The 25514-nt window shown below is 68.3% G+C and carries 20 protein-coding genes; 10 read left to right on the forward strand and 10 right to left on the reverse strand.

Annotated features, from left to right (window positions below):
• The first annotated feature begins 69 nt into the window (after nucleotides 1–69).
• A complete protein-coding gene (locus tag IP91_RS15965; protein WP_145650068.1) occupies nucleotides 70–900 on the forward strand; it encodes a transposase in 831 nt (276 codons plus the stop codon).
• Here the strand turns inward: IP91_RS15965 and IP91_RS15970 are convergent.
• From IP91_RS15970 to IP91_RS15985, 4 genes are all read right to left on the reverse strand, one after another.
• Complete coding sequence (locus IP91_RS15970) at nucleotides 875–2599, reverse strand: bifunctional protein-serine/threonine kinase/phosphatase (protein WP_145650069.1); 1725 nt, start codon at nucleotides 2597–2599, stop codon at nucleotides 875–877. The two genes, IP91_RS15965 and IP91_RS15970, sit on opposite strands and share 26 nt — an antisense overlap.
• A gap of 27 nt (nucleotides 2600–2626) precedes the next feature.
• The gene (locus IP91_RS15975; protein WP_145650070.1) at nucleotides 2627–3439 is read right to left on the reverse strand and encodes a formate/nitrite transporter family protein; all 813 of its coding nucleotides are present in this window, start codon (nucleotides 3437–3439) and stop codon (nucleotides 2627–2629) included.
• 371 nt (nucleotides 3440–3810) lie between these two features.
• Complete coding sequence (locus tag IP91_RS15980; RefSeq protein ID WP_229474513.1) at nucleotides 3811–4629, reverse strand: sugar phosphate isomerase/epimerase family protein; 819 nt, start codon at nucleotides 4627–4629, stop codon at nucleotides 3811–3813.
• Complete coding sequence (locus tag IP91_RS15985) at nucleotides 4626–5465, reverse strand: phytanoyl-CoA dioxygenase family protein (RefSeq protein ID WP_145650071.1); 840 nt, start codon at nucleotides 5463–5465, stop codon at nucleotides 4626–4628. Before IP91_RS15985 ends, IP91_RS15980 begins: the two co-directional genes overlap by 4 nt.
• A 103-nt stretch (nucleotides 5466–5568) precedes the next feature.
• Here IP91_RS15985 and IP91_RS15990 point away from each other — a divergent pair, with 103 nt between their 5' ends.
• Nucleotides 5569–6504 (forward strand): LysR family transcriptional regulator, encoded by a 936-nt coding sequence (locus tag IP91_RS15990; protein WP_229474515.1) that lies wholly within the window; start codon nucleotides 5569–5571, stop codon nucleotides 6502–6504.
• On the opposite strand, the gene IP91_RS15995 is transcribed toward IP91_RS15990, so the two are convergent.
• Nucleotides 6477–7502: a M29 family metallopeptidase gene (locus tag IP91_RS15995; RefSeq protein WP_145650072.1), complete on the reverse strand. Its 1026-nt coding sequence runs from the start codon at nucleotides 7500–7502 to the stop codon at nucleotides 6477–6479. The two genes, IP91_RS15990 and IP91_RS15995, sit on opposite strands and share 28 nt — an antisense overlap.
• Nucleotides 7503–7647: 145 nt before the next feature.
• On the opposite strand from IP91_RS15995, the gene IP91_RS16000 reads away from it, so the two are divergent.
• From IP91_RS16000 to IP91_RS16030, 7 genes are all read left to right on the forward strand, one after another.
• Nucleotides 7648–8103, forward strand: a complete 456-nt coding sequence (locus IP91_RS16000; protein WP_145650073.1) for a hypothetical protein — start codon at nucleotides 7648–7650, stop codon at nucleotides 8101–8103.
• Nucleotides 8104–8258: 155 nt separating this feature from the next.
• Nucleotides 8259–9767, forward strand: coding sequence for a hypothetical protein (locus tag IP91_RS16005; protein WP_145650074.1), 1509 nt, complete (start codon nucleotides 8259–8261; stop codon nucleotides 9765–9767).
• A complete protein-coding gene (locus IP91_RS16010; RefSeq protein WP_145650075.1) occupies nucleotides 9764–11254 on the forward strand; it encodes a hypothetical protein in 1491 nt (496 codons plus the stop codon). Before IP91_RS16005 ends, IP91_RS16010 begins: the two co-directional genes overlap by 4 nt.
• Nucleotides 11255–11271: 17 nt before the next feature.
• Entirely contained in the window at nucleotides 11272–11751 is a 480-nt protein-coding gene (locus tag IP91_RS16015; RefSeq protein WP_145650076.1) for a hypothetical protein, read from the forward strand.
• A 3-nt stretch (nucleotides 11752–11754) separates the two neighbouring features.
• On the forward strand, nucleotides 11755–15420 hold the full coding sequence (locus IP91_RS16020; protein ID WP_145650077.1) for a tubulin-like doman-containing protein: 3666 nt from the start codon (nucleotides 11755–11757) through the stop codon (nucleotides 15418–15420).
• Nucleotides 15421–15423: 3 nt separating this feature from the next.
• Entirely contained in the window at nucleotides 15424–16689 is a 1266-nt protein-coding gene (locus tag IP91_RS16025) for a hypothetical protein (protein WP_145650078.1), read from the forward strand.
• 70 nt (nucleotides 16690–16759) lie between these two features.
• Nucleotides 16760–17128 carry an apolipophorin gene (locus IP91_RS16030; RefSeq protein ID WP_145650079.1) on the forward strand — a complete coding sequence of 123 codons (369 nt, stop codon included), beginning with the start codon at nucleotides 16760–16762 and terminating at the stop codon, nucleotides 17126–17128.
• A 120-nt stretch (nucleotides 17129–17248) separates the two neighbouring features.
• Here the strand turns inward: IP91_RS16030 and IP91_RS16035 are convergent, their stop codons facing one another.
• On the reverse strand, nucleotides 17249–17677 hold the full coding sequence (locus tag IP91_RS16035; protein WP_229474520.1) for a winged helix-turn-helix transcriptional regulator: 429 nt from the start codon (nucleotides 17675–17677) through the stop codon (nucleotides 17249–17251).
• 98 nt (nucleotides 17678–17775) lie between these two features.
• Between IP91_RS16035 and IP91_RS16040 the strand changes: the two genes are divergently transcribed.
• The gene (locus IP91_RS16040) at nucleotides 17776–18504 is read left to right on the forward strand and encodes an SDR family NAD(P)-dependent oxidoreductase (protein WP_145650080.1); all 729 of its coding nucleotides are present in this window, start codon (nucleotides 17776–17778) and stop codon (nucleotides 18502–18504) included.
• A 22-nt stretch (nucleotides 18505–18526) separates the two neighbouring features.
• Here IP91_RS16040 and IP91_RS16045 read toward each other — a convergent pair whose 3' ends face one another.
• The 4 genes from IP91_RS16045 to phaP all read right to left on the reverse strand — a co-directional run bounded on the left by IP91_RS16045 (nucleotide 18527) and on the right by phaP (nucleotide 25459).
• A complete protein-coding gene (locus IP91_RS16045) occupies nucleotides 18527–20539 on the reverse strand; it encodes a GGDEF domain-containing protein (protein WP_229474522.1) in 2013 nt (670 codons plus the stop codon).
• 211 nt (nucleotides 20540–20750) lie between these two features.
• A complete protein-coding gene (locus IP91_RS16050; RefSeq protein WP_145650081.1) occupies nucleotides 20751–22526 on the reverse strand; it encodes an ABC transporter ATP-binding protein in 1776 nt (591 codons plus the stop codon).
• A gap of 40 nt (nucleotides 22527–22566) precedes the next feature.
• Nucleotides 22567–24318: an ABC transporter transmembrane domain-containing protein gene (locus IP91_RS16055; protein ID WP_145650082.1), complete on the reverse strand. Its 1752-nt coding sequence runs from the start codon at nucleotides 24316–24318 to the stop codon at nucleotides 22567–22569.
• Between the two features lie 148 nt (nucleotides 24319–24466).
• A complete protein-coding gene (phaP, locus tag IP91_RS16060; RefSeq protein WP_158643158.1) occupies nucleotides 24467–25459 on the reverse strand; it encodes a TIGR01841 family phasin in 993 nt (330 codons plus the stop codon).
• Between the last annotated feature and the right edge of the window lie 55 nt (nucleotides 25460–25514).

Here is a 25514-nt window from a genome sequence, read left to right on the forward strand (position 1 = left end):
GCAGAAAGTTGCGTCCGGCTGGATGAGCGCGCTCAGCATCGAGAGGGCCTTGTGCGATAGCGTGAACGCATGAGCCGACCGACCAGACACCCCTTCCACGGGGCCGTGTATCACGTGACGGCCCGTGGCAATCGCCGCGCAAACATGTTCGTGGATGCGTACGATCATTCTATCTGGCTGCGCATTTTCGAAGAAACAGTCGACCAGTTTCACCTTCTGGTCTACGGCCTTTGCCTGATGCCGAACCATTTTCACCTCCTTGTCGAAACCCCCGATGCCAATCTGTCCGCGGCGATGCATTACCTGAACGGGAAGTATGCGAAGAAGTTCAACTGGCGACATTCGCTTAGCGGACATCTGCTGCAGGATCGGTTCCACGCAGTCCATGTCGACAAGCAGGAATACCTGCTGGAGCTGCTGAGGTATATCGTCCTGAACCCGGTTCGGGCCGAATTGACCCACCATGCCGACCACTGGCGCTGGAGCTCGCATCGCTACCACTGTCGGCTGGCACCATGTCCCGCGTGGCTCGCATCCGACTGGGTCATCGACCAGTTCCCAGGGCCGACTCGCGCTGCGCGCATCCACGCCTACAGGAAGTTTGTCGATGCGGGCCATGTGCGCCATGTCAGAACGTCGGGTCAAATTGATGAAGCATTGGCGTTCGCCGGGGATGCTGACATTCCCATGCTTGCCATCATTCAAAGCAGCCATCCCCATCGGGACATGGCAATTCGCGCTGCATGGCAATGTGGCGCTTACACTCGTGAGCAGATAGCGCGGCATTTTGCGCTCTCGGTGCGAACAGTAAGCAGAGTTATCAATGCTGAAGCGTCTGCCGAGTCTGTGTCCCGGAGCCAGGCACCAGGACATGTCAGCGCCGCAGGGCGAGGTCGATGAGCAGCGCGAGCAGCAACGCGAACGCGATGGTTTTCCAGAACGTGACGGGGCTGCGCTCGATCAGCGGCGGGCGGGCGCTCTGCTGGAATGCGCGGTTCGGGTGGTGCAGGTCGTAGACGAATTCGGCGGCATCCTGGTAGCGCTCGTGCGGGTCGATGCGCACGGCCTTGCGCAAGGCGGCGTCGACCCAGGCGGGGATGGCGGCATCGTGGTCGCGTGCCGGCGTGTACTTCAGCTTGCGCTGCGCGGCGCGACTCTTCGCCTGCGGAATGCGCACGTCGTAGGGCAGGTGGCCGGTCAGCAGCTGGTAGGTCAGTATGCCCAGCGAGAACACGTCCGACTGCACCGTGCCCGGCTCGCCGAGGAAGTATTCGGGCGCCGCATACAGGGCCGCGCCGGCGAGCGTGGTGGCGGGGGCGTCCGGTGCCATCTCGCGCACGCCGGCCACGCTGGCCGCGCCGAAGTCGATGAGCTTCACGGTGCCTGTCCCGTCCAGCATGACGTTCTCGGGGCGAATGTCCTGGTGCAGCATCTCCAGCCGGTGGAAGGCGCGCAGGCCCTTCGCCACCTGGTCGACGATGCGGCGCACCGCGTCCAGGCCGGGGCGGCCGCGGTCGCGCACCAGCTGGGCCAGCGTGGTGCCTTCGATGTATTCGGTGACGAGGTACATGCTGCTGCGCGGCCGGTCCTGCAGCACCGGCTTCACCACATGCGGACTGTCGATGCGGCGCGCGATCCATTCCTCCATCAGGAAGCGCTCGACATAGACGGGATCGTCGCGCAGGTCGATCGAGGGCGCCTTGATGGCCACACTTTGGCCGCTGGCCAGGTCGAGCGCCAGGTAGAGGTGGCTGCGGCTGCTGCCGTGCAGCGTGCGCAGGATGCGGTAGCCGTCGAACTGCGCGCGCGGTTCGAACTGCGGCGGGAAGGGCAGGGCCGCCATCTTCTGCAGCAGCTCGTCGGCTCCGTGGTCCTGCAGCGACTCGATGCGGACCAGCTGCACGGTCAGGTTGTCGGTGCTGCCGTTGGACAGCGCGCGCGCCACCAGCAGGCGCGCCGCTTCATCGAGGTCCGCGCCATCGGCCAGCGCACGCTGCACATCGGCCGCCGCGACGTGTTCGTGGACGCCGTCGCTGGCCAGCATGAACAGGTCGCCCGGCTCGAGCGGCTCGCTGCGGTAGTCGATCTCCAGGTGCGCATCGACGCCCATGGCACGCGCCAGGTAGCTCTGGCCCGGCGCGATCGATACACGGTGGTCGGTGGTCAGCTGTTCCAGGGTGCCGCGGTGCACGCGGTAGATGCGCGTATCGCCCACATGAAACAGGTGCGCCGTGTTCGACTTGATGACGAGGGCGGAGAAGGTGCACACATAGCCGCGGTCCTTGTCGTAGCGGCCCTGGCTCTGCTGCGTCTGCGAATACAGCCAGGCGTTGGTGGCCGCGAGCACGCGCTCGACCGAGGTCCTCACCGACCACGCATCGGATGTGCAGTAATAGTCCTCGAGGAAGTAGGCGACGGCCGTCTCGCTGGCGACCTGGCTGACAGCGCTGCTGCCGATGCCATCGGCTACAGCCAGCGCCACGCCCTTCACGGACAGCTGCGGCTCGCGCGGCACGCAGCTGCCGTGGAAGTCCTGGTTGACGATCTTGTGGCCGCGCTCCGTGTGCTGGCCGATGGCGAGCGTCAGGCGCGAGGACATGGGGAACGTCCCGCGCCCGCGCGCCGATCAGCGGAACGAACGCCTGGCCGCGGTCTTGATATGGGTGGAGTACAGCGTCAGGCCCGTGAAGGCGAGGCCGCCCACCAAGTTGCCCAGCACGGTGGGGATCTCGTTCCAGATCAGGTAGTCCATGACCGTGAAATTCCCGCCCATCATGAGGCCGAACGGGAACAGGAACATGTTCACCACCGAGTGCTCGAAGGCCATGAAGAAGAACAGCATGATCGGCATCCACATCGCCACGACCTTGCCGCCGACGGTGGTGGAGATCATCGCGCCGACCACGCCCATCGACACCATCCAGTTGCACAGCATGCCGCGGATGAACAGCGTCAGCATGCCGGCCGCGCCGTAGGCCGCATAGCCGGTGGTGCGGTTCTCGCCGATATGCGCGACGGTCTGGGCGATCTTGCCGCCATCCGTGTTGAAGCCGAACGTGAACATGTAGGCCATCAGGCAGGCCACCGTCAGCGCGCCGAGGAAATTGCCGACGAAGACCACGCCCCAGTGCTTCAGGATGCGGCCGATGGTGACGCCGGGACGCTTGTCGATCAGCGCCAGCGGCGTGAGCACGAACACGCCCGTCAGCAGGTCGAAGCCCATCAGGTACAGCATGCAGAAGCCGACCGGGAACAGGATCGCGCCGATCAGCGGCACGCCCGTCGCCACGGAGACGCTCACCGCGAACACGGCGGCCAGCGCCAGGATGGCACCGGCCATGTAGGCGCGGATCAGCGCATCGCGCGTGGCCATGTAGATTTTCGATTCGCCCGCGTCCACCATCTTGGTGACGAATTCCGAAGGGACCAGATATGCCATGCAGCTTCTCCTTTGCGGCCCGCGGGCCCTGTCAATAGTCTATGTATTGAGCAAGAGCAAAAAGAGTGCCTGCCGAGCCGTCATCCCATCGCACCCTGCGCCCGTCCCACGACGGTGCGCCGCACCGCAACGGACGCCACCCTGACGCAGCCGCCCGCCCTTGGTGCGGAATAGTCACGCACGCCACTGCAGGGCCTGTGTCCACCTTGGGGGTGAAGCAAGGGTTTCACGAAATATATTTCGCGCTTGCGCAACGGTGCGGCCATGCCGGGCCGCACTCCATCCAGACCCCGACACGGACACGAACTGGACCATTCGGTATTGCCGAGCCTGTGTCCATGTCGGGGTCTGACCCCAGGGTGGACACGAGGTCAGCAGTAGCGGCTGCGCAGCAGGGCGGCCATGGCCACGTTGAGGTCCCAGGGATCGGTGACGAGCTCCTGGGTGTACGGCTGCCGGAAGGTGTAGGGCGCGGGGCCGAATTCGGGCGTGATCGTCAGCACCGGTGCGCCGGCGGCGTGGCGCAGCGTGACGATGCGGTCCCACCATGCCAGGTGGGCGGCCAGTTCGGCGGCGTATTCGGGCGCGCGGAAGTCCGGCACCTGCGGGCCCTGCGCATGGCCGATGCGGGCGTGGATGTGGCGCACGCGCGGCAGCACCGCGTCGAGCGTGGCCGGCTGGTCTTCCAGCAGCGATTCGCAGGCGGTGCACCAGTGCGACAGGTCGGCCGTCAGTTCCAGTGCCGGCAGGCGTTCCAGGTAGGGCAGCAGCAGCATCGGGTGGCCGGAGAAGCGGCTGCGGTGGATCTCGTGGACGATCGCCACGCCGTGCTCGCGCGCGATTGCCTCGGCCAGCTCCAGCAGCTCCTCGTTCTGCGCCGGCGTATAAAAGTCCTTGCCGGTGTGCGAGTTGACCAGCAACGGGCGCGCCGCGCAGGCCTGCGTCAGCAGGCGTTCGAGTGCCGCGCGATGCTCGGCGAAGCCGGCATGGAACACCGTCTGCCATTGCGACACGACGAGGTCCAGCTGCGCTTCGGCGATCTGCCGCAGCCAGCGGTCCGCTTCGGCGGCATCGTCCGGCAGCGACATCTCGATGCCGTCGAAGCCCGCTTCCTGCACGCGGGCGATGAAGACCTCCGGCGCCAGCTCGTTATTGCCCCACTGGGGCGCCAGGATGCGGATCGCCGTCACAGGAAACCACGCACCGGCAGCGAGGCATCGCGCTGGATCCAGTTGCGCGGCGAGTACGTGGTGCGGCCATCCGTCACGTGCAGCGTGTAGGCGTGGCGCGAGACGGCCGAGCGGTTCGGCGCGCTGTAGTGGGGCAGCAGGCCATGGAAGCACACCAAGGCGCCGGCCTTGCATTCGAGCGGCACGGCGGTGCTGTCGTCGGGCCACGGCATGGCATCGAGCTTTTCCACCGCGATGTCGTCGCCGTGACGGACGAAACGCTCGCGCAGCGGCGTGCGGTGGCCGCCCGGTTCGGCCCACAGGCAGCCGTTGTCCAGCGTGGCGTCTTCCAGCGCGAACCAGAAGGTGGTCACGGAGATCGGATCGCTGTCGAAGTAGGTCGCGTCCTGGTGCCAGCGCACCTCGCCGCCGATGCCGGGCTGCTTGAAGATGTACATCGACTGCCACACCTGCGGCTCGGCCAGGCCCAGGTCGCGCGCCACTTCTTCCAGCTTCGGATCGGCCGAGAAGGCGCGGAAGGCCGGGTCCAGGTCGTGCATCGCGTGGCCGATCTTGTTGATCGACAGCGCCTTGGCCTGGCGCAGCTGGCCGTCCGCGCCGAACGCCTCTTCCTCGAAGAAGCAGCGCACCGTGTTGTCGGAACGGAGGAAGTACTCGTCCGCCTTCTTTTCCTGGTCTTTCGTCGTGAAGATGCCGCTGGCGGCGGCCGGGTCGAATTCGTCGACGATCTGTGCGGCGCGGGCCCGCAGCGCGGCGATCTCTTCGGGCGACTTGAAGTTAGGGATGACGATGTATCCGTCGCTACGGTACTGTTCCTGTTGCGCTGCGCTCAGCATGGTGGCTCCTCAATGGTGATACCGCCATTCTAAGGCAGGCCAATGTCTGCAAATAGCCGGCAGGTGGTTGACACATTGTCGCCAAACTGAAGACAATGCCCGGATGGACCAGCTGCGCGCAATGGAGATTTTCGTGGAAGTGGCCCGGCAGCGCAGCTTCTCGGCGGCGGCGCGCCGGCTGGGCATGTCGCGCGCGCTCGTGTCGAAACATGTGCTGCAGCTGGAGGCGAAGCTGAACGCGCGGCTGCTGCACCGCTCCACGCGCGAGGTGAGCCTCACCGATGCGGGGCAGGCGTACCTGGAGCCCTGCGCGGCCGCGGTGCGCCAGGCCCAGGAAGCGGCGCAGGCCGTGGCGCAGGGCGGCGACGAGCTGACGGGCACCCTGCGCATCCAGGCGCCATCGAGTTTCGGCGTGACGTGGCTGGCCGATGCGCTGGCCCGTTTCAGCCTGCCGCATCCGCGCCTGGCGCCATTGCTGCACGTGGACGATGCGCTGCTCGACCCGATCGGCCACGGCTTCGACCTGACGATCCGCGTGGGCGGCATTCCGGACAGCCGCGCGCTGGCGATCCGGCCGCTGGCGCCATGCCACGCCGTGCTGTGCGCCGCGCCGTCCTACCTGGCGCAGCACGGCACCCCGGCCGAGCCGGAAGACCTGCACGCGCACCGCTGCCTGCACTTCTCGCACCTGACGGACGGCACCGCGTGGCACTTCGAACGGGAAGGCGAGCGCCGCACGGTGAGCGTGGCGGCCGGCTTCACGTCGAACAACGGCCTGGTGCTGCAGCATGCGGCGCTGCAGGGCCTGGGCATCGTCTACAGCACCACGTTCCTGGCCTGGCGCGAGCTGCAGGCCGGCACGCTGGTGCCCGTGCTGCCGGACTGGCAGCTGCCCCTGAACCACCTCAGCGCCCTGTACCCGGCCAGCGGCAGGCCGTCCCCGAAGGTGCGCGCGCTGATCGATTTCCTCGTTGCCGAGTACCAGCCGGTCCCGCCCTGGGACCTGCTGCTTCAGACGCGCCAGGCGCCGTCCGCGTAAATCCGCTCGCCGTCGAGATAGACGCCTTCCGTCACCGCGAACACGTCCACGTGATAGCGCGCGTCCTTGCGCTTGAACTGGGGCTTCTGGTACTGGCCGTGCTTGGCGCCCAGCGACAGGTGCACGCCGCACATGCGCTCGTACGTGCCGATGTCGTCCACCGTGCGGGTGGCGGAAAACGCGCGGTTCATGCCGAAGCCCAGCTCGCGCACCCACACATCGCCTTCGTGCGCGCGGATGATCGCCAGCATTTCATCGAATGCGGGCGTGCTGTCCTCGACGCCGACGACGCGGCCCCGCTCGACGATCATCGTCACCGGCGTGGCAGGGCGGTTGACGCGGAAGGCCGTGTCGCCGAACACGAACACGCGCACGCGGCCGTTCACCGCTTCCAGGTCGCGCGCCTCCGTGAACACTTCGCCGATCGGGAACAGGCCGCCCACGTTCTTCATCTTCGAATAGTCGCCGATGTTCAGCTTCGCTTCCTCGAACGGCGAACCGAACACCAGTTGCGCGCCGTTGCCGCTGTCAACGGTGCCGCCCTGTGCCCGGTCCAGGCGCGCCTTCAACGCATGGCCCACGCCGCGGAAGTAGGCGGGGTCGTAGGCCAGCGCGTCGATGTACACGAGCGCCTGCTCGCCTGGCATGCGCGCCAGGTGCAGGTGCTCGATCACCTTCAGCCCGCGCGCGAACAGCTCCATGCGGATGCGGTAATCGTTCAGGCGGAAGCTGGTCGTCTGCACCAGCACCACCAGGTCGCGCGGCGCCAGCCCGGCAAATGCAGACAGCACCTCGTCCGGCCCCGTCGCGTCGAAGTCGATGAACGTGGCGTCCGGCAGCGATCGGCGGTAAGCTGCCGTCAGCACCGCATTGAGCTCGCTGCGCCGGTCGAACACCACCAGCGCGCGCTGCGCCGGACCGTGTTCGATCGCATGCGTGAGCAGGTCGGCAATATTGCGGGCGGCGAGATCGGCGGAGGCGGGCGGAATGGCGTTCATGGCATTGGTTTGGAATCAAGCTGTTGCATTAACTTGTTGCGGCCCGCGCATTATAAAGGGCGGGTTCCGCCGCCCAGGCGCGAAATTCCTTGACGATATAGCCGGATGGCAACATTATTGAAGCTGACGCAACCACGGAGCAGAGATGAGCATTACGTTTGGCCAGGACTTGCCGCAGGAGCGGCCGGATGCGGATGGCCGCGGGGCGCTGTTCGTGCCAAAGGCAGACATCAAGGATGAAGTACTGCAAACGTTGCGCCTCGGTGCCGCGGTGGTCGGCTTCGGCAATCACGACCGTTCGCTGACGATCTACTACGAAAGCAACCGCTTCAACGAACCGACGCTGGCGAAGTGGGAAAACAAGGCCCGCAAGGCCTACGAGCGCCTGGTGGACAACCTGCCGACCACGTCGAAGATGCAGACGAAGATGGAATACTTCGAGCAGGTGGGCTACATCAGCGGCAAGGGCATCACGATCCGTCGCATGGACAGCCTGAAGCGCTGGCTGGCGTTTTCCGATGCGCTGGCGACCTGTCCGGAAGCGGAAAGCGTCACCTGGGCGCCGCCCGCGCCCCCCAAGAAAAGCACCGCCGATATCTGAGCGGCTCCGCTGCCCCTGAAACGCCCCGTCCCGCACGGGGCGTTTGCATTTCCGGCGCCGGTTTTCGCGGGCAACGGGGGCGTGTCCGGTGTGGCATATGCGTTATGATTGTCGCAATGGCCACGCCTTCGCGCGGCCTTGATGACGGAGGATGAATGGTGGACAGGTGGCAGGCCGGCAGCAGCGTGTGGCGCGAGGACGCGGCAGCGTCACCCCGCTTCGTGCTGGAGACGGCGGCGGGCGTGCCAAGGGTCGACTGGCCGCTGGTGCGCGCGCGCCTGCCGGACGTGGCGCTGCTGCTGGGCGCCGCGCTGCCAGGGAGCTGCACGCATGCGCCGATCTTCCCGGAAGGCTTTGCGTTCTGTCCCGAGTGCGGCGCGCCCGTGCACACCATGCGCGAGGCGCCGCGCGCCGGCTGGTGGGGCAGCACCAGTGCGCAGCTGCCGCCGGATGCGGCGCCGCTGCCCCGCCACGTGCCGCACGGCCTGCCGCAGACGGCGCTGCCATTGGCCGCCGCGCTGGAGACCCGTCCTCCCGAACCGTTCGTCGGCCAGCCGGACCTGCGCATGCCGGCGCCGCCGAACGCCGTCTGCGTGTTCGTCGCCGCGCAGTTCGGCTTTGCCGCGCAGCGCCTGCTGGCGCTGGCCTACACCCGCAACGTGCTGCAGTACTGGGATGCGCCCGGCGCCCGCTGGCATGTCTTCACGCCCGACGAGGGCGCGGCGGACCTGGCGTTCATTGCTTCCGCCTATGCCTGGTTGCCGCCCGCCGATCCGGCCACCGCGCGCCGCGGCGAAGTGGGCATCGTGCCCACCGCACAGGGCCTGGTACGCCTGATCGCCAATCCGCTGGCCGAGAGTTTCACCACCGAGCCCGTGTTCAGCGCGCCGCTGGCCGCCAGTCCGGGCGCCGTGGGCCGCCGCATCGCCGTGCCGTTCACGCATCCGCAGGGCCTGCGGCTGTGGACCGCCGGAGCCGATGGTGCCGATCCGGAGGTGCTGGAGATCGAGGGCGCGTCGGTCCCTGTAAAAGGCTGGGCGCGGCCGTTCAGCTACGACGGCCGCCTGCACTGGCTGCACGAGGAGGGGCAACTGCTGTGGCGCCCCGGCCAGCCGCCGCGCTTTGTCACCTGGCCGTTCCCGTGGACGCCGCGGCTGCAGTTCGGCGGCCCGGTACGCAGCCGCGACGGCCGCCTGTGGCAGATCGGGAACGACGGCGCGGGCTACTCGTTCCGCGCGCTCGATCCCGACAGCCCGCAAGTGGAGAACATCGACGGCGCCCGTCTGGGCTTCGGCACCCTGCTGTTCCGCCGCGGCCACCAGGTGAAGGACGATCCCTGGGCCGATGAAGACGTGGAAGACCAGGCCCGTGGCGACGCCCTCGTGCTGCCGCTGCTGGAAGCGGTGGCCGGTTCGCGCAGCCAGCCATCCGGCCTGATGCTGCGCTTCGAGGGCTTTACCGGCCGCGCCGAAGCGGCACTGGCCGGCGACATCATCCCGCGCACGCTGGTCGAATGGATCGGCCAGCGCAACGTGCTGCTGGACGATATCGCGCGGCTCAGGCACCCCGGCGACTGCGTGCCGTTCGTGTGGCAGGGCAGCCTGTGGCTGCACCATCCGTCGTGGAACGAACTGCGCGGCTGGCGGCTGGACGGGCTGGCATGATCCCGCAGCGCGTGCTCGTGCCCTTGCTGCTTGCCGCGTCGTGCGCGACTGGTAGCGCCCATGGTGCGTCCCACGTGTTCCTGGTGCAGAACTCCGGCTGGATGGAGCCGTTCTACACCGACCCGGGCTCGCCGTACAAGGCGCTGGTGACGGAAGTGGTGGAAGCGGCGATGGCGCCGGACGATGCGCTGGTGCTGGCCTCGTTCAACCAGGGCCTGCCGGGAGCACCGTCGCCACACGCGCTGCTGGCGCAGAAGGGCCGGCCGGAGCGCGACAAGTTACGGGCCACGCTGGCTTCCCTGGCCGTGGCGAAGAAGCCGGGCAGCAGCACGCTGGCGGATACGGACCTGGGCGAAGCAGTGGGCAGCGCGATCGAGGGGGCGCTGGCCGGCAAGCCGGGCCTCGTCTGGCTGTTCACCAACAACCGCAACAGCCCGAACAACGACCAGGCCACGGCGCGCCGCAACCGCGAGTTCTACCAGCTGATCCACGAGGGGCAGGCGATCCGCAAGGCGCTGGCCTTCCCGCTGAAGATGCCGGTGCAAGGTGAACGCTACAAGGCGAACGGCCTGATGGTGTACGTATTTGCCGTGCAGCCGCAGGGCGTGCGCGAGCTCGATGCGCTGCTGGCCAGCGGCCGCCTGCAGAAGGTCATCACGGAAGCGCCGGCGCGCCTGAAACCGCTGGACCAGGACACGGTGCGCCTGATCCCCGCCAGCGTCGGGAACACGCCGGGCGTGCGCTACTCGGTGCTGCCCGGCGGCCGGCTGCGCGTCGAGATGGATGCGGGCCACCATGGCACGCCGCCGGCCACCAACGTCACGTGGCGGCTGGAGAATGCCATGTACCCGTACACGATCAGTAGCGCGCGCATCGATGCGCAGGCCGTGCTGGCGGGCGGCGCGCAGCCGGTGCTGCTCAAGCCGGACCAGGTGCGGGACCTGGCGCCGGGCCGGCCGCAGCCGCTGGCTTCCACGCTGGCGCTGCCGGTGGCCAACGTGCCCTCGGCCTGGTCGCTGGCGGCGCTGCAGTCGGCCGGTTCGGCGCACGTGCTGCCGGGCCGGGTCGAGCTCACGCTGTCGCAGCAGAAGCTGGAGCTGTCGGGCGCGTTCCGGCAGCGCATGGCCGAGCTGTTTCCCGGCGATCCGCTGCCCGACATCTTCACGCCGCCGCGCGACATCCAGGGCTCGCGCGCCGCGCTGCCCGTCGAGGTGCGTTTGCAGTATGGTTCGGGGCCGCTGCTGGCCGCGATCGGCGGCCTGTTTGCGCTGCTGGCGGCAGGTGCCGCGGCCCTGGTTGCCGGCACGCGCGGCCGCAAGGCGATCGTCACGATCGACGGCCAGCCCCGCACGGTGCACACCAGGGCCGGCAAGCGCACCCCCTTATATGACGCGGCCGGCGAGCAGGTCGCCGAGCTGCACACCACGATGTTCGGACACACGCTGGCCAACGTGCGCGCAGGCGCCAACGTTCGCCTCGGTCATTGAAACGACAAGAGGATCTCATGCAGGCAAACGAAAAGAACAGCGACCCGGGCTTCCGGATCCCCGACGACAAGGTGAAGAACGAGGCGCCGCAGCCGGCCCCCGGCCTGTCGACCACGCCACCGGCGGACGGCACGGCTGCCAGCAATGGCGTTGGTAACAGCGCCAGCGGCATCGAGATCGCGCCCGATGGCCAGGTGCCAGCCACCGACACGTCCACGCGCGACATCGCCATCGGCGGGGCCGTGTTCCTGTTCCTGCTGGTGATCTTCTTCTTCGCCCGCAATGCGTTTGCCAACTACCTGGTCAAGCGTCGCGTGGCGCCGTCGTCCGCGGACACCGCCGGCTGGCTGCTGTTCTTCGGGCTGGCATTCCTGAGCGCCGCGGTGGTGCTGGGCTTCGTCAATTCGACCAAGTTCCTGAACGTGGCCATCACCGGCACGCTGCTGGTGTTCGGCATTGCCGCGATCGGCGGCGCGCTCGTCACCGGCCGCCGCTAGGAGATGCCCGTGGACCCGATCGGCAAGAAGAATGAAGTGAAGGTGGACCTGCGGCCCACGCTGTTCATCGGCGCGGGCGGCACCGGCATGGAAGTGATGATGCGCATCCGGCGCCGCATCCTGTCGGCCGTGTGGAACCGCCACCAGCCCACGCGCGTGGAATCGATCGGCGAATTCCCGGTCGCGCGGTTTCTACATATCGACCTGGATAACGGCGCCATCATCGACGAAGGCAAGTCGCAGCGCACCGACCCGTGGTACGAGCTGGTGAAGCTGGGCGACGAGGAGCGCCTCGTCGAACCGCTCGACCTGCTGCAGTACCACGATTCGGACGACAGCCTGGCGCGCTTCCCGCTGATCGAGAACTGGATGCCGCTGCGCCCCAAGAAACTGCGCTCGCTGGGCATCGATCCGTCGCGCGGCGCGGGCCAGATCCGCGCCGTGGCGCGCCTGTACCTGTTCGACAAATACAGCAAGCTGCGCGGCCGCATCAAGGGCGCGCTGAACTTCCTGGCCTCCAACGCAGGCATCGAACGCAAGGACAATTACCAGCGCCTGGGCTTGCAGGTCGACACGTCGAAATTCCGCATCGTCGTCATCGCCTCGAACGCGGGCGGCACCGGTGCCGGCACGGCGCTCGACCTGGGCTGGATCGCCAAGGCCATCGCGCGCCAGGAAGTGGCGGACAGCCAGGTGGACCTGGTGATGCTGATGCCCACCGGGTATGCGCGCGCCAACAAGGAGCGCACGGAAGCGAATGCCTACGCCACGCTGATGGAACTGGAGACGGCGATGCGCGACATGGATGCGCAGGTGCGCTGGGCCGATCCGGACAGCCTGACGGGCCGCGGCGCGCCGTTCGACGACGTCTACTTCGTCGACACGGCCAACCTGGCGAACAAGGCCACGCAGGACGTGAAGGACGTGTACCAGATGGTGGCCGATTCGCTGTTCGAGGATTTCGCCTCGGCCGATTTCGCCAACCGCAAGCGTTCGGTGGCCGTCAACCAGCAGCAGCACAAGCTCGGGCCGTTCAATCCGAAGGTGCCGGAAGGGCGCTTCGGCGACATGCGCCTGTCGTACTCGAAGGTGTATTCCGCGTTCGGCCAGTCGGTGCTCGACACGCAGCAGGGCCTGCGCGACGATATCCGCGCCTATGAACTGGCAGCGCTGATGGTGAAGGCGTTCTTCGGCATCGTCGGCAAGGATGGCGCGGGCGGGTCGGGTGGAGCCATCGCTTCGCACGGCCTGCTGCGGCGCGCCGGCGACCAGGAACGCGACACCTTCATGCGCGAGCAGATGTGGCTGACGGAGCGGCCGTTCGACGAATTCCCCGACTTCCGGAAAGGCACTGTCGATGTCACGCCGTTCCTCGAATACGCGCTGACCGACCAGCTGCTGATGGACAAGGACCAGCGCTCGCTGCTGGAACGCGTGGAGTCGAAGGTGCAGATGGAGGTGGACCGCATCACCAACAGCTACGACCTGAAGGAATGGCGCGCCAAGATCGCCGACCTGCTGCCGCAGCTGGAACGCGATGCGATCCGCGAAGCCGGCGCCACGGCCGAGACGAGCGAGGACCGGCTGAAGCGCCACACGCAGGAACTGGCGGGCCGGCTGAAGGGCCGCGTGCGCGAGCGCCTGTATGCGCTGCTGGACGACCGCCGCCAGGGCGGCCTGGAATTCGTGCTGTCGCTGCTGGAACAGATCAAGGCGCGCATCGCCCAGCGCGACATCCCGCGCATGGAGCACAACGAGCGCCGCTACCGCGACATGCGCGACGCGCTGCGCACCCGCCAGGTGGAGGAGTCGCTCAACAACCTGAACCAGGCGGCCAACAAGTGGATCAATGCGTCGGCCCAGGCGCGTGAAGTGATCGTGCATGCCAAGCGCGATATTGCCGACTACCTGCGCTTCCACCTGCTGGCCGTCGCGGCCGGGCAGTCCACCGAGGTGCTGCGGCAGGTGTCCGCCTGGCTGGGCGATCCGCAGGCCGTCGACGAACAGGGCCAGGCCGTGTGGTCCGGCGTGGCGGGCGAATTCCAGGAAGGGCGGCGCAGCGTGGAAGCGATGCTGGGCGCCGTCGACCAGCGCGTGGCGCAGCTGCGCGCCGATGCGCAGCACGAACACGCCACCTACATGAAGCTGGCCAGCGACGAACCGCCGCAACCCGTGAAGCTGACGGGCGACGTGTCGGCCTGGAGCGAGGAAGTGCTGCTGGAATTCGGCGGCTCGGCGCGCCTGTTCCCGCAACTGAACGACGAGAAGCTGCGCTCCACCTTGCTGCTGAAACTGTTCCGCCGCGCGCAGACGCAGCTCTCGACCGAAGAAGTCGGCAGCGAGCCGCCCGATCCGCTGCTGGAACGGCTGCTGTCGCTGTCGGTGCAGGAGCGCCAGCGCATCTTTACCGAATGGCTGAACAGCGCAATGCCCTGGGTGAACGCGCGCTTCTCGGCCGAATTCACGCCGTCCGCCGACCAGTTCAAGTGCTTCATCGGCGTGGGCGACGTGAATGCCTGGAAGCGGCTGGAAGGCGAGATCCGTGCGGCCGCGCCCACCGGCTACTTCCACGGCGACCTGGTCAACATCGTCAACACGGGCGTGCGCGGGCGTGCCGTCTGCTACGTGGAGCTGTCCGGCTACCCGATGACGGTGCTGCGCGGGCTGCCCACCTGGCGCACCTCGTACCAGATCGAGAACCCGAAGATCCCCACGCACCTGCACTTCGATGCGACGCGCTTCCGCCATCCGATCGCACCCGGCATGGATGAACTGAACCGGCTGGCCGACGACTACGAGTGGTTCCTGCAGGCGGTGGCGACGGGCGTGCTGAAACGGAAGGCCGACCTGGCCGACCGCGAAGCCTCGTTCCAGCCGCGCGGCCAGTACCTGTTCGAGGTGGAGGGGGGATCGGGCGAATGGCTGCAGGTGGGGAACGAGTATGCGATCCGCTCCAATGGCCTGCCCGCGTTCTACCGCGAGCAGATCGTCACGACCGTGCAGCAGCGGCTGGCGCGCCTCGGTGCCCACCAGTTCCTGCTGCTGGCCGCGCTCATGCGCCACACGCAGCTGCGCGTCTACCAGCCACGCCTGGAAGTGGACGAGACGGGTGCCGAGCTGCCGTCGCCATCGCTGCCGAACATCACGGCCAAGCGGCTGCACGATGCCTGGCTGCGGCGCGCGGTCGCCGCGGAACCGGCCCTCGCGAACGCCGAGGAACGCGCGCTGGAACTGCTGCCGCAATGGAGCGAGCCGGTGCCGGGATCGGCCTCTGACGCGTATCCATGGGAAGTGCAGCAGCCGGTCGACAAGCGCGTGCTGCGGCCCGAATATCTGGCGGGCGATGCGGCCGCTGCCGCGCTGTTCGGCGCCGGTGGTATCGGTATTGCATCCGCGTCCGCATCGGCATCGGCAGTGGCTTCTGCTGTAACGGCGGCGCCGGCGCTGTACAAGGTCTTCGTCGACCGGACGCAGCAGGGACCGTTCACGGTGGTGGAGCTGGCGCAGCGCATCGCGCGCGGCGAGATCACGGCCGGCACGAAGGCCTGGAACATGCGCTGGGTGCCGCACGTGGACCAGTGGCAGGCCGCCGGCACGCTGCCGGAACTGGCTGCGCTGTTTGCCGCGGCGATTCCCGATCCCGTCGACGACATTCCCGATCCGGAGTAAGCGTTGAACGAGATCCACCGCTGCATCAACCCGGCGTGCGCGCGCACCTTCCCGCGCGCCGTCGCGTATTGCCCGTATTGCGGCACCCGGCAGGGCAGTGCTGCCGCCGCGCCGCGTTCATCTGCTCCTGCCGCCGCCGCCGCCGCTGCACCTGCACCCGCGCCTGCACCGGCTCCGCCTGTCGCCGCGGCAGCACCAGCGCCTGCACCGGCTACGCCAGTCGCCGCGCCAGCACCAGCGCCGGCACCGGCACCGGCACCATCTCGTCCCGGTCCGACGACGCCGCCACCGGCCACGCCGCGCTACCGCCAGCCGGAAGCGGCCGCCGGCGTACCGCGGCCGCCCGCATCGTCACCGTCCGCACCGGCGCGCCCGCCGCTGCGCAAGCCCGTCGGCCTGGGTACCTGGGTCGTGGTTGGCTTGCTGCTGCTGGGGTTGTGGTACCTGGTCAAGCCGAAGGACGCGGCGCACCGGCTGGAGAGCCGCGTCGACGATGCCGTGGCATTGACGGAAAGCTGCCGCCTCGACGAAGCGCGCGACGAGCTGGCCGCGCTGCGCAAGGTACCGGCCAGCGCCGCGCAGATCAGGCGCGTGCAGCAGGCCATCTCGTCCACCACGGCGGCCTGCGGCAAGAAGGGCCAGCGCGCCAGGGCGTGGAGCGATGCCCGCGCGGCGATGGAGACGTCGCTGGCCGCGGGGGCGCTCGACAAGGCCACGTCCCGCCTGGGCACCTTCGAGAAGAAGTGGGGCGCGGATGACACGACGCAAGAGTGGCGCGACCGCATTGCCGCGCGCCGCGCCGAGAAGCTCCTCGACGAAGCCAATGTGTGCCTGGCGAAGAAGGACCGCGCCTGCATGGAAACGAAGCTGGATGCGGCCGAGAAGCTGAAGCGCCCGGAAAGCGCGGCCCGCATCGAAACCCTGCGTGGCGCGCTGTCACGGCTGCTGGAGACGACGCTGCTGGAAGGCGCCGGCAGGCCTGCACCGGCTTCCTCGGCTAACGCGGTCGTGGCACCGCTGCGCCCGTCCGCGCCGCCGCCACTGACCACCGGCACGGCCGATGCGGACGAAGCCCGCAAGCTGAAGACGGAGGCGGAACACGAACTCGCGCAGGGCAATTACCGCGCCGCGATGGGCCGCGCGGCCCAGTGTGCAACGATGCTGCCAGGGGAATGCCAGCCGCTGCGCGAGAAGGCCACGCGGCTCGACCGCGAGTTCCAGACCTGCATGAAGGCGGGCCGCGAATGGGTGTCCGAGCGCTGCGAATGAAGCGGTGCCAGCATTGCGCGGCGCGGTCCTGCGCCGATTTTTGTTAAGCTGGCCCTTCGAGGAGGGAAGCATGCACACCACACTGAAGCATATCGTCACGATGCTGGCAACGGCCGGCGTGCTGGCCCTGGCCGGCTGCCACAAGGAAGACGACCGCCGCGTCGACGGTCCGGCCGAGCACGCAGGGCGCGAAATCGACCAGGCGGCGGACAAGGCGGCCGTCCATCTCGACAAGGCACGCGAGGAATTCCAGCAGGCCGCGCAGGATACGGGCCGTGAACTGGACCGGGCCGCCGACCAGGCCGGGGAAAAGCTGAACGCGGCGGCCGAGGCGATCGGCGAAAAGCTGGAGCGGGCCGGCGAAAAGGTGCAGGCCAATGCCCGCGCCGCGCGCGAGGAAGACGAGCGCGCGCACCGGACTGACAAAACCGCCAAATAAGCGGGACCGCGGTCGCACCGGGGCTGGCCCTGAGCTGGCCCGCAGCGTAACCTCAGCCGGCCATCACCCGCATGCTGGCTGGGGAGCAGCCGGACCTCATCTGCTACCTCATCCGGCACCTCATCTGCCTCCTCCACCGGCGTCGGCGCTCGCACCTCGGTCCTCCCGCCCGTCATAAGCCTGCTGCGCCTGTGCGATGCGGCCGCCATGGCCCTTCGCCCACGCGACCAGCGCCACGAACGGATCCTGCAGCGTGCGCCCCAGCGGGGTGATCGAATACTCGACGGCCACCGGCGACGAAGCGATCACCTTGCGGTGCACGAGGCCATTGCGTTCGAGCCGGCGCAGCGCTTCCGTCAAGGCCTTGTGCGTGATCGGGTCCAGCCGCCGCTTGATGGCGTTGAAGCGCGACGGTTGCGAGCAGAGCACCGTCAGGATCAGCACCGACCACTTGTTGGCCACCTGTTCCAGCACCGGGCGCGTGCTGTTGATCTCTGCCAGCACGGGGTTCAGTTCGTCGTCCAGTTTGTCCTTCGTTTCGCCGTGCAAGGTATCCCTCCGTATATCTACGCTAGACATGGTGCGTAATTGACACTAAATATACGGAATGTATCATCGGCCGTCCAGACCACTCGATAGGAACAACCATGTTGAAACTCGAAGGAAAGACCGCCCTCGTCACCGGCGGCAGCAGCGGCATCGGCCTTGCGATCGCCCGGCGTTTCGCTGCCGAAGGCGCCCGCGTGTTCATCACGGGCCGCCGGCAGGCGCAGCTCGACGAAGCCGTGGCGCTGATCGGCGCCGGCGCGCAAGGCATCCAGGGCGACGTGACGCAGGCTGCCGACCTGGATCGCCTGTTCGCCACGGTGCGGGAGGAGGCCGGCATGCTGGACGTGCTCGTGACGTCGTCCGGCGTGGCGGAATACGCCCCGCTCGAGGCCACCACGACGGCGCATTTCGACCAGGCCTTCGACCTGAATGTGCGCGGCATGGTGTTCACGGTACAGCGGGCAATCGCGCAGATGGCGGACGGCGGCGCGATCGTGCTGATCGGCTCCATCGCGGGCAGCATCAGCAATCCCGGCTATGGCACCTACTCGGCCACCAAGGCGGCGGTGCGTTCGTATGCACGGACCTGGACGAGCGAACTGGCGCCGCGGCGCATCCGGGTCAACACATTGAGTCCCGGGCCGATCGATACGCCGATGTTCGATGGGGTCAGCGAAGAGCTGCGCGCGACGGTGACGGCGCAGATTCCGTTCAAGCGGCTGGGCCGCCCCGAGGAGGTCGCGGCAGCGGCGCTGTTCCTGGCCAGCGCGGAGAGCAGCTATGTCGCCGGTGCCGAGCTGGCGATCGACGGTGGCATGACCGCCTGAAGGCTGGCGGGAACGCCCGCGCTCAGGCCTGCGTTGCCGCTGCCGGTGCCGCAGCCGGTGCCGCTTCGCCCTCGACCACGGCCAGATCGACGAACCCGGCGCGCCAGGCGTGCTCCAGGTTCTTCTCCACCGCGAGCAGCGTTTCCGCACTCGGATTGGCGAAGCCGCGCAGGCCGTAGGCGCGGTTGCGGCCATTGCCCTTGGCGAGATACAGCGCCATGTCCACCAGGTTGACGGCGCGCTCCCAGGACAGCGGCGTGCCGCCCGGCGCGAGCGGGAAGGGCGCGAACCCGACCGAGACGTTCACGCGCAGCGACTGGCCCTGGTGGTCCAGCACCTGCGCGGAGATGCCGTGCAGGATGCGGCGCGCCACTTCCTCCAGGCCGCCGCGGGGCACGGCCGGCAGGAAGGCCAGGAATTCCTCGCCGCCCCAGCGCACGATCATGTCCGTCTCGCGCAGCGTCACGCGCAGGTTCTCGGCAATCATCTTCAGCACCATGTCGCCGGCCGCATGGCCGTAGGTGTCGTTGACCTGCTTGAAGTGGTCGACGTCGAGCAGGAACAGTGCACCGGCCGGCGTGCTGTCGGTCTGCGTGTGCGCCCTCATGAATTCCTGGAAGTGCCGGCGGTTGTACAGGCCGGTGAGCGGATCGCGCGCGCTCTGCTGCGCCAGTTCCAGGTTCTTCACCTGCAGCTGCGCGTTCGCGTGGCGCACCTTCCGGTACAGCAGCCCGACGATCACGGCGGCCAGTGCAAACACCACGGCCAGCAGCCACCAGATGCGCTGCTGCAGCCTGCGGTTGTCCAGTTCCGCGCTCTTCACGCGGTTTTCCTGGCGCAGCGCTTCCATCTGCCGCTGGTTCTTCTCGGTGTCGTACTTCTGCTGCAGCTCCAGCACGTCCTTCTGGCGCTGGGCGGCGAACAGCTCGACCGAGATGCGGCGCTCGCGGTGATACGCGTCGATGGCGCCGGCAAAATCGCCGGCCCGTTCGAGCGCCGGACCATATTCGCTCAGCACCGACTGCAGTTCCGGCTTGTTGCCGTTCTTTTCATAGACGGCCAGGCCGGCCTCGAACTGGCGCTTGCCCTCGGCCAGCCGGCCCAGGTTGATGTAGGCCTGGCCCAGGTTGATGCGGGCGGTGGCGATGTACAGCGTGTTCTTCACGGCGGAAGCGGCGGCCACGGCCTGCTGCGCGTAGCTGGCCGCGCGCGCGTAATCGCGCTCCTTCAGGTAGCAGTCGGACAGGTTGCCCAGCGTGCCGGCCACCATCTGCCGCGCACCGAGGCGCCGTTCCACCGCCAGTTCATCGAGCAGCGCGCGGCGCGCCCGTACATAGTCGCCGGAGCTGATCGCCAGGCCGTATTCCGTGTTCAGCGCGATGGCCAGGCGGCCGGGCGATGGCAGCGTGCGGGCCAGCGCCAGCGATTCGGCCTGCACTTCCCAGCCCTTGTCGTACTGCTGGAGGGCGGTGTACAGCACCGCCAGCGCATTCAGGGCGCCGGCGAGGGGCAGCCGGTCGTTCTTCACGCCGCGGGCGGCATCCACGGCCGCCTGCAGTTTCGCCAGCGCCGCCGGGTAATTGCCCTGCTCCTGGCGGCACTGGCCCGCCGTGAGCATCGTCAGCACGCGCAGCGACATGTCCCTGGTATTGGCCGCGCGCCCTTCCGCCTCGAAGCAGGCGAGGTGCGAAGCGGGCAGGTTGTTCAGCGAGTACAGCGAATAGGTGCGGGCCAGCATGCCCTTGGCAATGGCGCCATCGTCGCGCACCTGGCGGCCGTAGGCGACCAGCTCGTCGGCCAGCGCCAGGGCACGCCGCAGTTCGCCCTGGCGGCGCAGGGCGATGCTGTACAGGTAGAAGAATTCGGCGCGGGTGGCCACTGGCGCCTTGCGGGCGGCTGGCTCCATGGCCTGCAGGCGCCGGGTGGCATCGTCCGGCACGAAGCGGACCGTTTCGCGGGTGGCCGCCAGTTCCGCGTCCAGCGCGGGCTGGGCGGCCGCCGGCAATGGCGCTGCCAGCGCAAGGCATGAAAGCAATGCAACAGCGCTGCGGCGCCACAGCCGCACGGACATAGCGAGAGGGATTCGACCAGCCACGGATTTCCTTGGGACCGCCGCGCGCGAAGAGCGTGCGGCGCTTGATTATAAACTCACCTGCTTTCGATGTTGCAATCCGGAACGAAAATACCACGGATATTTGTTTCGCGGCGTTTTAACCAGAATTTAACGTTAGCGGTGTTCCACGGACTCATGCCGCCAGCTGCTGCAGCAGGTACAGCCGCTGGTACAGGCCGCCGTCGATGCGCATCAGGTCCTCGTGCGGGCCGGCCTCCTCGATGCGGCCGTGGTTCAGCACGATGATGCGGTCGGCATCGCGGATCGTCGACAGCCGGTGCGCGATCGCCACGATCGTCACCTGGCCGCGCAGTTCGTCGAGCGCTTCCTGCACCACCTGCTCGGTGGCGCTGTCGATGCGCGAGGTGGCTTCATCCAGCAGCAGGATGCGCGGCTGGCCGGCCAGGGCGCGGGCAATCGCGATCAGCTGCTTCTGGCCGGAGGACAGGCGTGAACCGCCTTCGCCCAGCAGCGTGTCGTAGCCGTCTTCCAGCGCCGTGATGAAGTCGTGCGCATGCGCCGCGCGCGCCGCCGTCTCGATGCGTTCGCGCGGCAGGCCGCGGCCCATGTCGATGTTCTCGTAGGCCGAGGCGGCCAGCAGGAACGGGTCCTGTGGCACCAGGCCCACGCGGGCGCGGAAGGCATCGTGGCCGATCGATTCGAGCGGCGCGCCGTTCATCAGGATGGCGCCGGGCCGCGCCGGATAGTAGCGCAGCAGCAGCGACAGCAGCGTGGACTTGCCGCTGCCCGTGTGGCCGACGATGCCGTAGAACGCGCCCTGCGGAATGCGCAGCGACAGGTCGTGCAGCACGTTCTGGCCGGCGTGGTAGGCGAAATCGAGATGGCGGATGTCGATGGCGGGCACGCCGGGGTCGGCCTCGCGCGCGGCATCCATGCCGGCATCCTTGCCATGCTCCGGCGCACCGGGTTCCTCCACCAGCGCCTGCACGCGCGCGGCCGCGACCACGGACTGCTGCAACTGGCTGAACTGCATGGTGATCTGGATGAGCGGCTCGATCACGCGCGCGATGTAGCTGATGAACGCGTACAGCACGCCCACTTCGGCGGCGCCCAGGGCGGCCGTTTCGGCGCGCAGGCCGAACACGTAGACGACGGCGGCCAGCAGGACCACGTTGAGCATGTCCAGCGCCGGGCGCAGGAAGCGCGCGTTGGCGCGGATCTCCGCCACGCGCTGCGTGTACTGGTCTTCGTTGGTGCGCGTGAAGCGGCCGGCGAAGCGTTCCTGCGCATTGTTCGCCTGCAGCACGCCCATGCCGCCGATCGATTCGGCCATCTGCGCGTTGATGTCGCTGCGCAGCTGGCGCGCCCTGGTGACGGCCGGCGCCGACTGGCGCTGGTACAGCCACACGATCAGGAACACGAAGGGCATCAGCGCCACCACGATGATCATCAGGCGCCAGTCCAGCCAGGCCATGGCGGCCACGGTGCCGACCAGCACGATGGTGCTGTCCAGGATCACGAACAGCACCTGGATGTACAGCGCCTTGACGGCCTCCGTGTCGTTCGTCACGCGCGACACCAGCTGGCCCGTGATGGCGCGGTCGAAGTAGGCCATGGGCAGGCGCAGCACATGGTTGTAGACCTGCTCGCGCAGCCGCTGCACGGAACGCATCGCCAGGCCGGACAGGCGCACCAGCTGCAGGTAGCGCAGCCACGAGGCGGCCCAGCCGGTCGCCAGCACGCCGCCCAGCAGCAGCGCCATGGCCTGCCAGTCCAGCACGCGGGGCAGCAGGTGCTCGTCGATCAGGCGCTTGCCCAGCAGCGGGCCGAGCACCTCCAGGCCGGCGGCCAGGGCCAGCCACAGGATGGCCCATCCGAGGTGACCCCTGTCCGGTGCGGCGGCGTGGCGCAGCAGGCCGAATGCCTGGCGCATCTGCTGCCTGTGCATTAACTTGTCGTGGGGCGTAGCGCCTGGTTTTCGTGAATCGTCAGACTGCATCGAGGCTGGCCTCCAGTTGTTGGTAGCGCCACTGGCTGGCATACCAGCCGTCCCGCGCCAGCAGCTCGTCGTGCGTGCCGCGCTCCGTGATGCGGCCCTGGCGCAGCACCACGATCAGGTCCGCGTTCACCACGGCCGACAGCCGGTGGCTGGCGATGATCGCGCTGCGCACCGGCCGGGCGCGGCGCAGTTCTTCCAGGTGGTCGAGGATGCGTGTTTCGGTGCCCGTGTCGACGGCGGACAGCGCATCGTCGAGCAGCAGCAGGTCGTTGTCGGACAGGAGGGCGCGGGCGATCGCCACGCGCTGGCGCTGGCCGCCGGACAGCGTGATGCCCCGTTCGCCCACTTCCGTTTCGTACCGGTGCGGGAACAGCAGGATGTCGTCGTGGATCGCCGCCAGGTCGGCGGCATGCTCGACCTGCGCGCGGGTGGCATCCGGCCGGGCCAGCGCGATATTGTCGGCGATCGTGGCGGAGAACAGGAACGACTCCTGCGGCACCCAGCTGATGGCGCCGCGCAGCGCGGCCAGCGTGTAGTCGTCCAGCGCGTGGCCGCCCCAGCGCACGGCACCGGACTGCGGCACCAGCTGGCGCAGCAGCACGCGCAGCAGCGTCGACTTGCCGGCGCCGGTGGGGCCCACCAGGCCCAGCGTCTGGCCCGGCTGCAGGCGCAGCGACACGTCGTGCAGCGCCGGTTCGGCCTGGCCCGGATAGGCCACCGTCAGGTGCTCCACGGCCAGCTCGCCCGGCGCCAGGCTGGCGATCGTGCCACGGTCGGCGATGGTCAGCGGCGCGTCCAGCATCGGCTGCAGGCGCGCCAGGGCGGCTCGGCCCCGTTCGATCAGCGACAGCACCCAGCCGGCCGCGAACATGGGCCAGATCAGCTGGCCCAGGTACATCGAAAAACTGGTCAGCGCACCGATCGTCAGCTGGTTCGTCCACACCAGGTAGCCGCCCAGTCCCAGCGTCAGGCCGGTGGCGGCCGTCAGCGTCAGGCCCACGGCGGGTTCGTATGCGGCTTCCCAGCGCTGCGCCGTGAGGGCCGCATCGGAAGCCTTGCCGGCCAGCTGGCCGAAGGTGGCGCCGCTGCGCTGTTCGAGGCCGAGCGTGCGCAGCGTGCGTACGCCGGACAGCGTTTCCTGCACATGTTCGTTCAGGGCGGAGAAGCGCTGCAGCGCATCGGCGGCGGCGGTGTGGATCTGGCTGGAGATGCGCCAGAACGCATACGCCATCAGGGGGAAGGGCAGCAGCGCGAACAGGGCCAGGCGCCAGTCGACGCCGAGAATCATGATGCCGACCACCATCACCAGCGACAGCGCGCCATCGAAGCCGGCCAGCATCGCCTCGCCGGCGGCCTGCTCGATCGCGTCGATGTCGTTGGTGGCCAGCGCCATCAGGTCGCCGGTGCGCTGCTTCTGGTAGAAGGCGGGACCCTGCAGGGTCAGGCGGCGGTAGAAGCGCGTGCGCAGTTCCACGCCGAGGCGGTAGGCGGCGGAATACAGCCGCACGCGCCACGCCACGCGCAGCACGTAGTTCGCCACGCCCACCAGCAGGAGCAGGCCGATGTCCCACAGCAGCTGGTCGCGTGTCATGCGGTGCGCCGCCAGCGCATCGATCATGCCGCCGATCTTGCGGGGGATCCAGACACCGATGACGGCCACCAGTACCAGCATCGCGCCGGCTGCCGCATAAGCGCGCCAGTGCGATCGCACGAAGCCGCCGATCAGCCTCGATAAACTCATGACGTATCCTTTATGAAGGCCGAAAGGATACCTCATGCCCGCCTGCGGTGTCGGCCGGATGGGTACGGCGCCGGACGGCGGTGGACCGACGAACAACGGGCCGCGGAGGACGCGGCCCGTTTTGCTATCATCCGGCGGCCAGGCCGGCTTATTTGCGCGACTTGCCCGGCAGGTTCTTCAGCGTGGTGGACGGCTTGTCGGCCAGTGCGGCCACGGCTTCGGCGACGGGCTTGCTGGCCGGCTTGGCGCGCACGTTCTTCGTGGTGGCGGCGCCCTCGCCGTCGAACAGCGCGGCGGAGCCCGCGGCGGGGGCCGATTCGGCCACGGCGGCGGCGATCTGTTCGACGGTTTTCTCGGTCGTGCCGGCCGCCTGCTCCACCACCGTACCGGTGACCGCCTGGGCCGAACCGGCGGCATTGGCGACATCAGAGACATTGGCGACATCGGCGACGGCCTGCGAGGCGGCGTCCACGGCCTGGCTGCCCGCTTGCGCCGCCGTGTCGGCCGCATCGAGCGTCTTGTGCGCAGCTTCTGCCGTGGCGTCGGCCACGGCGTCGCTGGCCTGCGCGCTTGTGTCCGACATTGCCTGCGCTGCCGCGGTGGTGGACCGGGCAGCCTGGCTGGCGGCGTCGATGGTGGCGGCGGCAACGGCTTCCGTGGCCTGCCGCGCTGCGGCTGCCATCTGTGCGGTGGCTTCCTGCGTCGCGGCCGCGGCGCTGTCGATCACGTCCCTGCCGGCCGCTGCGGCCTGCGGGAAGGTGGGCAGGCTGGGCAACTTCGGCAGCAGGCCCGCTGCCGCGCCGGTGGCGGCTTCGGTGCGGAACTGGTCGCGCGCCGTCTGCAGCAGTTCGGCATGCGTGGTGGCGGCGATCGAGAACAGCTCACGGCCGTACGAGGACAGCCCTTCCAGCGCCGAGAACGGGCGCGCCAGGTCCAGCGCCGCGCGGGGATCCTTCGCGTCGATCAGCTGGCGTGCCGCCGCGGTACCGCGTTCCGCCACATTGCGCGCGGTGCTGATGTTCAGCGCCAGCACCTGGCCGGCGCTGTCGAAGGTCTTTTTCAGGACGCTGTTCAGGAAATTCAACTGGCTTTCCAACTGGGACTTGCTCGTGGCGGAAATCTGCTCTGCAATCGAAGACATAAGCTCTCCCGATGATAGGAAATGTGGGGACGAATAAGAATGGATGAAGAACGGA

The sequence above is a fragment of the Pseudoduganella lurida genome, assembly GCF_007830455.1.
GTDB classification, from domain to species: Bacteria; Pseudomonadota; Gammaproteobacteria; order Burkholderiales; family Burkholderiaceae_D; genus Rugamonas; species Rugamonas lurida.